Origin of the sequence: Bradyrhizobium sp. 521_C7_N1_3, assembly GCF_052075975.1 — a bacterium.
Taxonomy (GTDB): domain Bacteria; phylum Pseudomonadota; class Alphaproteobacteria; order Rhizobiales; family Xanthobacteraceae; genus Bradyrhizobium; species Bradyrhizobium japonicum.
In genome coordinates, this window is sequence record NZ_CP197232.1 from 3,754,933 (window position 1) to 3,767,140 (window position 12,208).

12 protein-coding genes are annotated in these 12,208 nt (G+C 66.5%); 6 read left to right on the forward strand and 6 right to left on the reverse strand.

The features are described from left to right. The first annotated feature begins 165 nt into the window (after positions 1-165). On the forward strand, positions 166-711 hold the full coding sequence (locus AB7008_RS17400) for a sigma-70 family RNA polymerase sigma factor (protein WP_304493399.1): 546 nt from the start codon (positions 166-168) through the stop codon (positions 709-711). Between the two features lie 2 nt (positions 712-713). Further along, positions 714-1,352: an NrsF family protein gene (locus AB7008_RS17405; protein ID WP_248882098.1), complete on the forward strand. Its 639-nt coding sequence runs from the start codon at positions 714-716 to the stop codon at positions 1,350-1,352. Positions 1,353-1,363: 11 nt separating this feature from the next. On the opposite strand, the gene AB7008_RS17410 is transcribed toward AB7008_RS17405, so the two are convergent. Both AB7008_RS17410 and AB7008_RS17415 read right to left on the reverse strand, forming a co-directional pair. Further along, a complete protein-coding gene (locus tag AB7008_RS17410; protein WP_038956189.1) occupies positions 1,364-2,467 on the reverse strand; it encodes a DUF2336 domain-containing protein in 1,104 nt (367 codons plus the stop codon). 62 nt (positions 2,468-2,529) lie between these two features. Then, complete coding sequence (locus AB7008_RS17415) at positions 2,530-3,687, reverse strand: GGDEF domain-containing protein (RefSeq protein ID WP_304493400.1); 1,158 nt, start codon at positions 3,685-3,687, stop codon at positions 2,530-2,532. Between the two features lie 433 nt (positions 3,688-4,120). On the opposite strand from AB7008_RS17415, the gene AB7008_RS17420 reads away from it, so the two are divergent. The 4 genes from AB7008_RS17420 to AB7008_RS17435 all read left to right on the forward strand — a co-directional run bounded on the left by AB7008_RS17420 (position 4,121) and on the right by AB7008_RS17435 (position 8,314). After that, complete coding sequence (locus AB7008_RS17420) at positions 4,121-4,690, forward strand: sigma-70 family RNA polymerase sigma factor (protein ID WP_008140099.1); 570 nt, start codon at positions 4,121-4,123, stop codon at positions 4,688-4,690. Beyond that, entirely contained in the window at positions 4,687-5,376 is a 690-nt protein-coding gene (locus AB7008_RS17425; protein ID WP_441259143.1) for a hypothetical protein, read from the forward strand. The genes AB7008_RS17420 and AB7008_RS17425 overlap by 4 nt, the downstream gene beginning before the upstream one ends. 15 nt (positions 5,377-5,391) lie before the next feature. Continuing rightward, complete coding sequence (locus AB7008_RS17430) at positions 5,392-7,107, forward strand: S8 family serine peptidase (RefSeq protein ID WP_441259144.1); 1,716 nt, start codon at positions 5,392-5,394, stop codon at positions 7,105-7,107. A gap of 511 nt (positions 7,108-7,618) precedes the next feature. Further along, positions 7,619-8,314, forward strand: a complete 696-nt coding sequence (locus AB7008_RS17435) for a TIGR03809 family protein (protein ID WP_441261214.1) — start codon at positions 7,619-7,621, stop codon at positions 8,312-8,314. Positions 8,315-8,443: 129 nt separating this feature from the next. Here the strand turns inward: AB7008_RS17435 and AB7008_RS17440 are convergent, their stop codons facing one another. The 4 genes from AB7008_RS17440 to meaB form a co-directional block, all read right to left on the reverse strand. Then, positions 8,444-8,752: a GIY-YIG nuclease family protein gene (locus AB7008_RS17440; RefSeq protein ID WP_028146992.1), complete on the reverse strand. Its 309-nt coding sequence runs from the start codon at positions 8,750-8,752 to the stop codon at positions 8,444-8,446. A gap of 195 nt (positions 8,753-8,947) precedes the next feature. Then, positions 8,948-10,318: a TIGR03808 family TAT-translocated repetitive protein gene (locus tag AB7008_RS17445; protein ID WP_441259145.1), complete on the reverse strand. Its 1,371-nt coding sequence runs from the start codon at positions 10,316-10,318 to the stop codon at positions 8,948-8,950. A gap of 199 nt (positions 10,319-10,517) precedes the next feature. Beyond that, positions 10,518-11,174 carry a pyroglutamyl-peptidase I family protein gene (locus AB7008_RS17450; RefSeq protein WP_441259146.1) on the reverse strand — a complete coding sequence of 219 codons (657 nt, stop codon included), beginning with the start codon at positions 11,172-11,174 and terminating at the stop codon, positions 10,518-10,520. Beyond that, positions 11,171-12,160 carry a methylmalonyl Co-A mutase-associated GTPase MeaB gene (meaB, locus tag AB7008_RS17455; protein WP_441259147.1) on the reverse strand — a complete coding sequence of 330 codons (990 nt, stop codon included), beginning with the start codon at positions 12,158-12,160 and terminating at the stop codon, positions 11,171-11,173. Before meaB ends, AB7008_RS17450 begins: the two co-directional genes overlap by 4 nt. Between the last annotated feature and the right edge of the window lie 48 nt (positions 12,161-12,208).

Here is a 12,208-nt window from a genome sequence, read left to right on the forward strand (position 1 = left end):
TCGCAGCCGGCCGCCGGATGCGGACGGCACCGATCGGTGTTATGAGCCGTCGCGGGTTTTTACGGCCGCATCGCGTGGCGAGGCGCGCGCAGATCACGAAGTCGTGATCTTGCTGGTGCCGGCGTAACAAACTGAAAGAGCTGCCGAATTGCATGGTGAGGGCGCGTGCGCGGACGTGAGGACGAGTGGACCGGCCTGATGCGGTCGGCCATGGCAGGCGATGATGCGGCGTATCATCGCCTGTTGAAGGCGGTCACGCCTGTGCTGCGCGCTGCCGCGAGGCGGGGTCTGGCGCGGGCCGGGCAGCCTCCCGACCAGGCCGAGGATATCGTGCAGGAGATTTTGTTGGCGGTGCATCTGAAGCGGCACACCTGGGACAGCGAAGCCCCCTTCGCCCCGTGGCTGTTTGCGATCGGGCGCAACAAGCTGATCGATGCGCTCCGGCGGCGGGGCCGGCGGGTCTTCGTCAACATCGACGATTTCGCCGAGACGCTGCCGGGCGAGGCACCGCAGGAGACGGCCTCGGCGGCCGAGGTCGCAACGCAGCTCGACACGCTGCCGCAGCGCCAGCGCGAGGTGCTGCAGTCGATCGCCGTCGATAGCGCTTCGATCAAGGACACGGCGTCAAAGTTTTCGATGAGCGAAGGTGCGGTGCGGGTCGCGTTGCATCGCGGACTTGCGGCGCTGACTGCCAAACTGCGGGACCGCTAGTCATGGATACCGATCAACTCATTCGCTCGCTCGCGGCCGACAACGCCCATCGCGCGCCGCGCGTCGGCGCCGTGCTGACGATGGCGCTGCTGGTGGCGGCACCGTTCTCGATCCTGATCTTCGCCAGCTTCCTTGGCGTGCGGCCCGACGTGATGACCGCCATGCACAATCCGTTCTTCGACACGAAGTTCGCGGTCACGCTGTCGCTTGCGATCCCCGCGATCATCGTCAGCCTGCATCTGTCGCGGCCCGAAGCCTTGATGCGCGGCTGGGGCTGGCTGCTGCTGCTTCCCGTCGGCCTGCTTGCGGTTGCGATCGGCAGCGAGACCATGATGGCCCCGGCGATGCCGATGACGATGCGGCTGGTGGGCAAGAACTCCCGGGTGTGCATGCTCGCGATCCCCGCGATGTCGCTGCCGCTGCTTGCGGGCGCGCTGTTCGGCCTGCGCCACGGCGCGCCGTCGCATCCTGCACTCGCCGGCGCGCTCGCCGGCCTGCTGTCGGCCGGCCTTGCCGCAACGCTCTACGCCTCGCACTGCACCGACGACTCGCCGCTGTTCGTCGCGACCTGGTACACGATCGCGACGGCGCTCGTGACCGCGATCGGGGCGCTCGTGGGTTCGAAAGTTTTGCGCTACTAGCGGCGGCGGCCTCACGCCGCCGGCGTCGTGCCCTGCTGCATGCGGTGGAAGCGCAGCACCTGCTGCGCGGTCGATGAGCGCAGGGCCTCGTAGGCATCGCGCAGCGTCAGCATGTCGGTCTTCGACCCGCCCGAGAGCTTTTCGCGCATGGCGATGATCGCGCGGACGCTCGTCCATTGCATGCCCGCGACCTTGGCGAGGACCATCACGCCCTCGTTGCGGCTCTCGATCATCATGTTCTCGGCGGTCTCGACCGTCACGCCCGCGAGCGCCGCGAGCCCTGCATTGGTCTCGTCGAACTTGCCCTGCTCGGCGAAGCTGGTCACCTGGAACTCGTTGAGACGACCGTCCTCGTGCAGCGATCTCACCAGCGCACGCGCCATTTCGGTCTGCCTGGTCATCGCGGCGGCGCGAACCCGCTGGGTCGCTTCCTGGACCACGCTGGACACTTCGTCCGCGAGCTCCGGATGCGCGGCCTCGAGCTTCCTGCGCACGCTCAGGGACGCCTTGGCGATCAGCTTCAGGTAGTGATGGCGCGGCAGGTCGGGCCGCAGGCCGATGCAGGCGGCGAGGTCATCGTCGCGTTCGGCGCGCGTGACGAGATCGGTGAGACTTCCCTCGGAGAGCCGCGCGCCCGGATTGCTGACGGTCGATTGCACGACGTCCTCGTTGCCGCGCGCCACCAGCACGTCGGTCAGCGCTTCCGACAACACCCGCCGCAGCGAGATCGCCTTGAGATGCGCCTGGCCCCTGGTGCGCGCGATCTCGATCAGGGTCGCCTCGTCCAGCCGTTCCGATTTCGTGAGCACGGGGCCGGAGACCTCGATCACCTCGTCGAGCGCGAGGGTGCGGATGATCTTGGGCGGCGCGGCCGCGATCGGCGCGAGACGGTTGGCGAGCAGCGCTCTCGCCGAGGCCTCGATCTGCTCGATCAGGCACTGGAACACGTCGTCGAACACCCTGACGTGCTCGTCGGAATAATCCACCGCATTGTTGATGAAGAGATCGGTGACGCGGCGCAGGGCCTCGACCCGGCGCGCGACGGTGCCGTGCGAGAGCGCGGTCTGCAATTCCTCAAGCAGGTTCTCGGATGGTTTTTCGGATTTCGATCTCATGGCCCTGTCCTGGAGCGTTCGATCCGGCTGCAACTTCTGCGCAGCCGGGAAAAATGGATTAGTCAGCTCGTTGCAATACGGTTGCGCCCTTGCGCCTTGGCGGAATAAAGCGCGCTGTCGGCGCGCGCGAGAAACGTGTCGGCAGTATCGTTGTCGCGCAGCGTCACGACGCCCGCGGAAATCGTCACCCGCATGCCGGGGGAAAATGCGCTCCAGTCGAGATCGGCGACGATGCCGCGCAGCCGCTCGAGCATGCGCCCCGCCGCGCCGCCGTCGGTGCCCGGCAGCAGCAGCAGGAATTCCTCGCCGCCATAGCGGCCGAAAAAGTCGGCCGGGCGGATATTTGCGAAAATCGTGATAGCGAAGGTGCGCAGCACCTCGTCGCCGACGGGGTGGCCGTGGGCGTCGTTGATGCGCTTGAACCAGTCGAGGTCGATCAGCGCGATGGCGCAAGGTGCGGACGCCTGCTGCGACTTTTCGACCTCTGCATCGAGCAGCCGCATGATGCAGCGGCGGTTGTAGGAGCCGGTGAGCTCGTCGAGCTCGGCGAGCTCCTCGATGCGCTGATAGGCGGCTTTCAGCTCGATGCTGCGCCGGTACAGGACCTTTCGCAGCGTGGCACCGAACAGGCCGAGGAAGGCGCACTGGCCGATCACCAGGACGAAGCACAGCATCGAGGCGGTCCGCTGGAGCTTCGTGGCGACTGGCATGCCGATCGGCAGGTCGGAGGCGAGGAAGACGGCCGCGAGGCAGGTCGTCGCGATCGCCCAGGTGAACATCGCCTGCGCCGAGGTCATGCGCAGCGTACCGAAGGCGAAGATCAGGAACAGCACGCTGATGAAGGCGATGCCGAGGGTCGGCACCGACACCAGGAAGATGAACTGCAGCGCCATATGCGCCGAGATCTGGAAGACGGTGAGATAGTGGTCGCTGTGCCTGTCGCCGACGCCGGCTTCCGACATCACGACGAAGATGCCGATGATCATCAGGCCGCCGACCCAGAACAGCGACGGAACGTTCATCGGGACGACGCCGTCATGGGCATAGATCAGCAGCACGAAGGCGCCGAGCGAGTAGCTTGCGACCTGGCCGACATACATCTGCCGGCGTTGCCGGACCCGGCGCGCTCGCACCTCGGGCGCAGCCGCGTCGGGCATGAAAACGAGATCCGCGACCTCAGCGGCATTCCTCTCCGGTAAGGTCGTCGCGGCCGTGCTCATTGTCCCGCCAAGGGTGAATGTCAGCCCAAAAATCTACGCGGCAAGCCTTTAGGTTTGGTATCCTTCGAAATCGAATCCAAACGGTGCAGCGCGCAACAGGTGACAGCGGCCGGCGGCGAAATTTGCCGGCGATTAGGCATCGTTGGCGACGGGGTCGAGCCAAAGCAGGGCTTGGTGAGACATACGTCGTGCAGGGCTGCTATGGTTCCATCATGTCGGGCGGTCCGTGCCGGACGGCATTGCGCAGGGAATGCATAATTACTATGTTACCGTTATCAGGCGAGCCGGCCAACCGCCGCGGGTGGCAAAAGGAAAATTCGCGTATGTGGGGTAGATCACACAGACCCCCGTGTGACTGCGGTAGGCTGAAGAATTTCGCCCCGCCCGTCGAACCGTCCGCCACGCCGACCCGACCAACTTTGCGAGACGGGCATTGAGCGTGACACAGGCGGCTTCGGACGAGGTCCTGATCGCCAGGATCGCTCAAGGTGACCGGCTCGCCATGCAGGTGCTGTACGGGCGGCACCATGTCAGGGTCTACAGGTTCGGGCTGAGGCTCGTGCGGGACGAGCAGGCGGCGGAAGACCTCATCAGCGAGGTGTTTCTCGACGTCTGGCGTCAAGCCGGCAAGTTCGAGGGTCGTTCCGCCGTTTCCACCTGGCTGCTGGCAATCACCCGATTCAAGGCCCTGTCTGCGCTCCGGCGCAGGAAGGACGTTGGGTTGGACGACGAAGCTGCCAACGCGATCGAGGATTCATCTGACGATCCGGAAATCGCGGTGCAGAAGAAGGATACCAGTGAAGCGTTGCGCGAGTGTCTGACGGGCCTCTCGCCGGACCATCGGGAAATCGTCGATCTCGTCTACTACCACGAGAAATCCGTGGAAGAAGTGGCCGAAATCGTCGGTATTCCGGAGAACACTGTGAAGACGCGCTTGTTCTACGCGCGCAAGAAACTGGCCGAACTGCTGAAGGCAGCCGGCGTTGAGCGAGGCTGGCCATGATGGCATTGAGCAAGAAGATGCTGGAGCAAGAGCCCAGTGAAATTGAACTCCTGCTGCCCTGGCACGCTGCCGGCACGCTGAACGCGCGTGACGCTCGCCGCGTCGAGGAAGCGCTGGCGCGTGATCCGGCGCTTGCAAAGCAATATGCCGCGATCCGCGGCGAGTACGAAGAGACCATCCATCTGAACGAGAGCTTGGGGGCTCCGTCGGCGCGGGCGATGCAGAAGCTGTTTGCCGCGATCGATGCCGAGCCGGCGCGGCCGGTCGGTTCGCCGCCGCTCTCGGCGCGCATCGCGACCTTCTTCTCGAGCCTGTCGCCGCGTACGCTGGCCTGGTCGGCGAGCCTGGGTGCCATCGCGCTGCTGCTCCAGGCCGGCATCCTCGGCGCCGTGCTGATGAAGACCCAGACCGCGACCTTCGAGACCGCTTCGCTGTCGGTCGGCGCGCCGATCACGCGCGACCTTGGAGCTGCACCTGCGCGCGCGCTGGTGCGCTTCGCGCCCGAGGCGCGCGTCGCCGACATCACCGCGCTGCTCGACAGCTACCACGCTTCGATCATCGGCGATGCCAAGGGCGGCATGTTCCGTCTCCAGTTCGACAAGGCGATGAGCCGGGACGAGCTCGCCTCGCTGCTCGGCAGGATGTCGCGCGAGAAGTTCGTCAACCTCGCCGTCGCGGCGCCGTAAGGCGCCGCTGCACCGATGACGCGCAAGTCCGAGAGTAAGTCGCGAGCCGGGGCCTACGCTTCATCGGTCGGAGCTGCACTCCTGCTCGCGGCCGGTCTCGGCGTCGAGGTTGCGCAGGCGCAGGCGATCATGCGCACGCCGACGATCAGCGTCCCCACGCGCACCCCGACCATCTCTCCCAGCATCGCCGCGCGCGTCAGCCCCGGTGTCGGCGCCCGGGCTGTCGGCGTCGCCCCAGGCCCGCGGGCTATCCCTGCCATCCCGCGTACCATCACCACGGCGCGGATGAGACCGGTCCCAGTGCTGCCCTATGCGCGCTATTCGCCGAACCTGTACCCCGCCTGCACGGCCCCCTATCGCGACGCCGACGGCGAATGCCTGGCGCAGCCGGGCGCGGGCGGCGATGGCGCGGGCAAATCGGGCAAGAAGAGCGCGGGGAAGGGGCGGGGCAACAGCACGCCGGCTGCCGTCGACTTGCGCACCTTCGCCAATGAATTCGTGGCCGAGATCGACGGCGCGCTGTCGGCCACCGAAGCCGACGAGCTTGCGCGTCGCCACGGCTTGACGCGCGTCTCATCGGAGAATTTCCCGCTGATCGGGGCGACGTTCGGCCTGTTCCGCATCACGGACGGCAGGCCTTCCGAGACGGTGCGACGTGAGTTCGCCGCCGACGGCAGCGTGCGCTCGGTCCAGCCGAACTTCCGCTACGTGCTCCAGGATCAGAAATCGTCGGTGCCGACCGAGGGCGATCCCGCGCAATATGCGCTGGCCAGGCTCCGCCTGCCGCAGGCGCATACGCTGGTGCACGGCGCCAACGTGACGATTGCCGTGATCGACTCCGGCATCGACGCCCAGCATCCCGAGCTCGCCCATTCCATCGCCGACAACTTTGATGCGCTCGGCAGCGCCGAGGGCCCGCATGTCCATGGCACCGGCATTGCCGGCGCCATCGTGGCGCATGCCAAGCTGATGGGCAGCGCGCCCGAGGCGCGCATCATCGCCATTCGCGCCTTTGGCGGCTCGACGGGGGGAGCCCAGAGCTCGTCCTACATCGTCCTGCGCTCGCTGAATTACGCCGCCGAGCACGGCGCGCAGATCGTCAATATGAGCTTTGCCGGTCCGAAGGACGCCGTGATCGAGCGCGCCATCGCGGCGACCGCCGCCCGCGGGCTGGTGCTGATCGCGGCCGCCGGTAATGCCGGCGCAAAATCGCCGCCGCTTTATCCTGCCGCCAATCCCAACGTGATCGCGGTCAGCGCGACCGACCAGCAGGACAAGCTGTTCTCGGCGTCCAACCGCGGCAATTACGTCGCGCTGGCGGCACCGGGCGTCGACATCTTCCTGCCCGCGCCCGACGGCAAGTATCAGATGACCTCTGGGACCTCGTTCTCGGCCGCCTATGTCTCGGGCGTCGCCGCGCTGCTGCTCGAGCGCAATTACACGCTCAAGCCGGAGGCGCTGCGCATGACGCTGGCGAAGACCGCGCGCGACCTCGGTTCCCCCGGCCGTGATGATCTGTTCGGCGACGGTGAGGCCGACGCGTTTGCCGCGGTGATGGCCGTTCCCGTCGACAGCGCGACGCCTGTTGCGGCTGCGTCCGGTACAACAAAACGTGAAGATGCCGAGAAGCGTCGCGACGAGCCTGGCACCCGCGCGATCGAACAACCTTCGCTGTCGAGCGCAGACGATAAATCCACGATTTCTCAGGCGGATAGGCCGGCGACGCGATAGCGGCTGCGACAACTTTGCGCGCGGTGCGACGGCCAAGAAATCGAACGCCGCATTGAACGTTCAGCCGGCTGCCACGACCAAATTATGTGGGAGCGGTCATCCCTCCCCATAAGTCATATCAGGCGCGAGCGCCCATCCACCCCAAGCGCCCATATGGCTCGACCCGTCCGGTTGTCCCCCCGGACGGGTCTTTTCTTTTCAGGCGTCTGATTTCTTGAACCGCCCGGCGCGATCAGCTTCCGGTTGAGCGAACGTGGCTGCGCCCATTGTCGGCGTCCGCGAGACGCCCCGCAGGCCGGTTATGCTTGTGCGAAGCTTGACTCCAAAACACAGCAATTCTCCGCACGACTACGGTGATTGACGACGACCGGCGTGTCGTTGCTGGACAAGTCAAAACTTTTCCACAAAATATTCATGTCGCGTCTAAATTGATTCGTGTGCGTTGCGTCGCGTCCGTATTTTTCTCCTGACGGGCTGGTTTATGACACATCGCCAAGAGGCTATTCGCGACGTGGCGCGTGGCCGCGACATTGCGGCACGCTGGTGTGCTCTCGCCGAGCAGCGGCTGGAACACCTCTCCGAAATGTTCGAGACCGGACGCTGGCGCCGCTATCACTCCGAGATCGCATTCCTCGAAAACATCCAGGAAGCCAAGCGCGCCGTCCAGACCTGGCGCGCGCTCGCGACCGGTGGTGACGTGGCGGCGGCGGCCGCGAGTGTCTCGCCCGCATTCGGCTGGTCGCCGGCGACCATGTCCCGCGTGTTGCCGCGCGAGCAACAGGCGCAGACCGTGCAGCCGAAGGCCGTCCACATCGCCGCAGGGACCGCCGTCCCGGTCAGGCTCGCGCCCGAGCCGCAGATCCTTGCCGAAATCACCGAAGCCCCGCTCGCGCCGCGAGCGACGCCTGCTGCAGTGGCATTGTTCACTGCGCCTGCGGCTGTCGCGCCGCTCAAGGCTCTCGCTGCGCGCGCGCCGCTCGCCGCGCCCGCTGTGAGGCCGCCGGTCGCCCCGCCTGCCGCAATGGCGGCGTTCACCGCACCTGCCGTGAAGGCGCCGCCCGCCGTGCCGGCTGCAATGGCAACGCTCCTGCCGCAGTTCGCCCCGCCCGCCGCCGAAATCGTCGCCGCACCCGAGCGCGTCGTCGAATTCACCTTCAGCCTCGACGGCCTGCAAGCGAAGTACCCGCTGCTGAGGAACACGTTTTAAGGGACGAATGTTCAAGAGGACCACCGCGTCCTCCCCAACCCCGTCATCCTGAGGTGCGAGACACGTGGCGCAAGGCGCCACGTGAGGAGCCTCGAAGGATGCACGGCCCGTCTGCCGCCGCGCTGACGCTTACTTCTTGGACCTCGGCGCTCCCGCCCGCCGCCGCGCAAGCTGGCTCACCGATCCCCAATCCGAGCGGATGAGCGCCTCCTTCTTGGCGCGACTCCACCCCTTGAGCTGTCGCTCAGCCGCAATGCCGTCGGTGATCCGATCGAAATACTCCGACCACATCAGGACAACTGGCCGTCTCGAATAGGTGTATCCCGGATAGGCACCGGCATTGTGTTCGTCGACGCGTCTCGACACGTCCTCGCCGGTAGCGCTCCCGATATAGAAGGAGCCATCCGCACAGCGCAGCATGTAGACATAGATGCCCACAACATCATCCTTCGAGGCTCCCCGCGCGATGCTCCGCACCGCGCGGCTCGCACCTCAGGATGACGGCAGTACTTGGGTTGTCAAGTTTTTATGAAACAACCTAAAGCTATCCCGTCATCCTGAGGTGCGAGTTCTGCGGTGCAGAGCGCCGCAGTGCGAGCCTCGAAGGATGAGCGGCCCCGTTGTCAGCCACACCTACCGCCGCACCGCATTGCCGCCGACCACCAGCTGCGCGAAGCGCTGCGCGCCGTCGGCCGACAGATCCGACGTCACCGCACGGGCATGATCGAGCCCGACCACGGCGCCGCGCGGGGTTTCCGAGATCATGTTGTTGTTGACGAGCGCGGTGCCTGCGCCGGACACCACGGAGACGCCGACGCCGGCCAGTGCCTTGCGGATCACGTTGCCCGTGATCGCGACGTCGCGCAGATATTTGCCCCAGCCGGCGACGATGCCGTAGGACGGCGCGTTCTCGATCACATTGCCGGTCACGGAGCTGTCAGCCTCGATGTAGATGCCCACGCCGGCATCGTCGTCGGGGGCGGTGCCGATCGGCCGCTTCGGGATCAGATTGCGGATGATGTTGCCCTGGACCACCGCGATGCGGCCGCCCTCGTTGAAATTGCAGACGGAGACGCCGACGGCGGCACCATCGACCGTGTTGTTGGCGATAATCGCGGCCTCGAACGCGAACTCCGAATAGAGCGCGACCTCGCGCACGTCGCTGACGCTGTTGCCTGTTATGTGGATGTTCGAAGCCGAATTGCCGCGCACCGCCGAGTAATCGCAGTTCCTGATGCGGTTGCCGCGCACAATCACGTTGCCGGCGCGAAACGCGTTGATGGCGTTGCCGTACTGGCCCGAGCCGCCGGGACCGGCCTTGATGCCCTCGATGCGGTTATCAGTGACCAGCGTGCCGTCATCGCCGATTGCGGTGCGCAGGATCTCGATGCCGTTGTCGTTGGTGCCGATGATGGTGTTGCGCGAGACGCTGAGGCCCCTGGCGTCGAACGAGACGACCGCCGTCACCGCGATGTTGGTGAAGATGTTGCCGGAGATGTCGCCGGACACCTGCTCGAGCCAGATGCCGCTCCCGCCGGAGCCGATGATCTCGCAATCGCTGATGCGGACATCACGCCCGCCGAGGACGTGGATCAGTCCGCGTCGGGTCGGCAGCGGAATATTGCCGCCGTCGAAGCTGATGCCGGTGAGGCCGATCGAGTCCGAGCCGTCGCTCTGGATCGCCGAGGCCCCGCCGGTAAAAATGAGTTTCGTCGCGCCACGCACGCCGATCAATTGCGAACCGTTCGGCAGCCGCAGCAATCCGCTGCGATACACGCCGGGCGGCAGTGCCAGCGGCATCCGCGCCCGCGCAGCGTCGTCGATGGCGCGCTGGAGCACGCGGGTCTGGTCCTCGCTGCTGCCGGGCCGCACGCCGTATTGCGTGGCATCGCGGCCGAGCAGGGATGTCAGCGGCGCCGCGCGCGCGGCATCGGCCGGCATGGCGAGCGCGCCCGCGATGCCTGCGGTCGAAGCTCCGATGAGATGGCGACGATTGAGGTCCATGACGCGTCCTCCGGCGGACGCGGGGGTCCGCGGGAGTTAGGTAGCGCAGGGCGGCGGAGGCCGTGAGGATTGTTCGCGGTAGGGTTAAATGTTTACCGCAAAGACGGTGCCGTAGGGTGGGCAAAGCGTAGCGTGCCCACCATTGTTACAACCGATGCGGATGCATGGCGGGCACGGCGCAAGCGCGCCTTTGCCCACCCTACGAAGCCGGTGTGTTCCGCCGCTTCCGCGCCACCCCCACCATCTCGATCAGCATCGCTTCCCCCGCGTCCACCAGCTCCTCCAGCGTGATCCGCGGTGCGCCCTTGCGGCGCACCGCGCCGCTGCGCGCGAGCAAGGGAATGTGAATGAACGCCGCGAGCTGCGGTCCGCCCGCCCTCACGTTCTCGATCGCGCGCCAGCTGAGATAATTGCAGAGATAGGCGCCGGCATCGCGCGAGGCGCGCGCGTCGATGCCGGTGAGGCGCGCGGCGCGCAGCAGCCTTGCCGTGTGCGGACCGAACGTCATCGCGTCCGCATGGCCGGCGATGCCGCGCTTGCTGGAGCGGGTGTTGGCGGCATCGGGCCAGAGCATGGTGACGGCATTGCGCGCGCGGGTCTCGATGCGCAGGTACGGTGTGCGCGCGGCGAGGCCGAACATCAGCAGCGCATCCGGCTTCTCCTTCGCGAGCACATCCGGCAATTGCCGGTCGACCGCAGCATAGGTGACCGGGAAGATGTGGCTCGCGAGCGCGACGTCGTCGAGCGCCGGACGGCGCAATTGCGTCAGCCGCGCCACCAGCGGCTGGGTCGGGTTATAGGGCGCGCCGGGAAACGGTCCGAAGCCGGTGAGGAGAATGCGGAGCTTTTCGCTCATTGCAGCAACTCCAGAATCTGCTCGGCGGCGAGTGCCGGCGTGAGATGGCCTTCGGCCACCTCGGCCTCGATCTTCCTGACCTTGGTCCGCACCGACGCCTCGCTGCGCAGCCGCGCCAGCATGCGCTGCTCCAGCATCGACCACATCCACTTCACCTGCTGCTCGCGCCGCCGCGCGACGAAATCACCGGATGCATTCATCGCCTTGCGGTGATCGAGGATCTTTTGCCAAATTTTTGCGATGCCGTCGCCGGTCAGCGCCGAATAGGTCTCGACCGGCGGATGCCAGTGCTCGGAGCGCGGCGCCAAAATATGCAGTGCGCCGCGATAGTCGGCGGCTGTGATGTTGGCGCGCTTGAGGTTGTCGCCGTCGGCCTTGTTGATCGCGATCATGTCGGCGAGCTCGACCAGGCCCTTCTTGATGCCTTGCAGCTCGTCGCCGCCGCCCGGCAGCATCAGCGCGAGGAAGAAATCGGTCATGTCGCAGACTGCGGTCTCGGACTGGCCGATGCCGACGGTCTCGACCAGCACGACGTCGAAGCCGGCGGCTTCGCACAACAGCATGGCCTCGCGCGTCTTGGCGGCGACGCCGCCGAGGGTGCCTGACGATGGCGAGGGACGGATGAAGGCGTCATCGGAGGCCGAAAGCCGCGCCATCCGCGTCTTGTCGCCAAGGATCGAGCCGCCGCTGCGCGCCGAGGACGGATCGACCGCGAGCACCGCGACCTTGTTGCCCTGTTCGATCAGGTACGTCCCGAGCGCGTCGACGGTGGTGGACTTGCCGACGCCGGGCGAGCCGGTGATGCCGACGCGAACCGCCTTGCCGGTGTCGGGCAGCAGCATCTGCACCAGCTCGCGCGCCAGCGCCTGATGGTCGCCGCGCCGGCTCTCCACCAGGGTGATGGCCCGGGCGAGGGCTGCGCGACTGCCGGAGCGCAAGTCGCGGGCGAGGGGCTTGATGTCCAGCGAGGCCTTCTTCTCAGTCATGCCCCGCTTTACAACGCCCTGGCGGGGTAGGCGAGGGCTGCCCGCCTC

What these genes read in the sequence shown, in the direction of transcription:
- AB7008_RS17405 (WP_248882098.1), top strand. Translation starts at nt 714, where the DNA reads ATGGATACCGATCAACTCATTCGCTCGCTCGCGGCCGACAACGCCCAT.
- AB7008_RS17410 (WP_038956189.1), bottom strand. Translation starts at nt 2,467, where the DNA reads ATGAGATCGAAATCCGAAAAACCATCCGAGAACCTGCTTGAGGAATTG.
- AB7008_RS17415 (WP_304493400.1), bottom strand. Translation starts at nt 3,687, where the DNA reads ATGAGCACGGCCGCGACGACCTTACCGGAGAGGAATGCCGCTGAGGTC.
- AB7008_RS17425 (WP_441259143.1), top strand. Translation starts at nt 4,687, where the DNA reads ATGATGGCATTGAGCAAGAAGATGCTGGAGCAAGAGCCCAGTGAAATT.
- AB7008_RS17430 (WP_441259144.1), top strand. Translation starts at nt 5,392, where the DNA reads ATGACGCGCAAGTCCGAGAGTAAGTCGCGAGCCGGGGCCTACGCTTCA.
- AB7008_RS17445 (WP_441259145.1), bottom strand. Translation starts at nt 10,318, where the DNA reads ATGGACCTCAATCGTCGCCATCTCATCGGAGCTTCGACCGCAGGCATC.
- AB7008_RS17450 (WP_441259146.1), bottom strand. Translation starts at nt 11,174, where the DNA reads ATGAGCGAAAAGCTCCGCATTCTCCTCACCGGCTTCGGACCGTTTCCC.
- meaB (WP_441259147.1), bottom strand. Translation starts at nt 12,160, where the DNA reads ATGACTGAGAAGAAGGCCTCGCTGGACATCAAGCCCCTCGCCCGCGAC.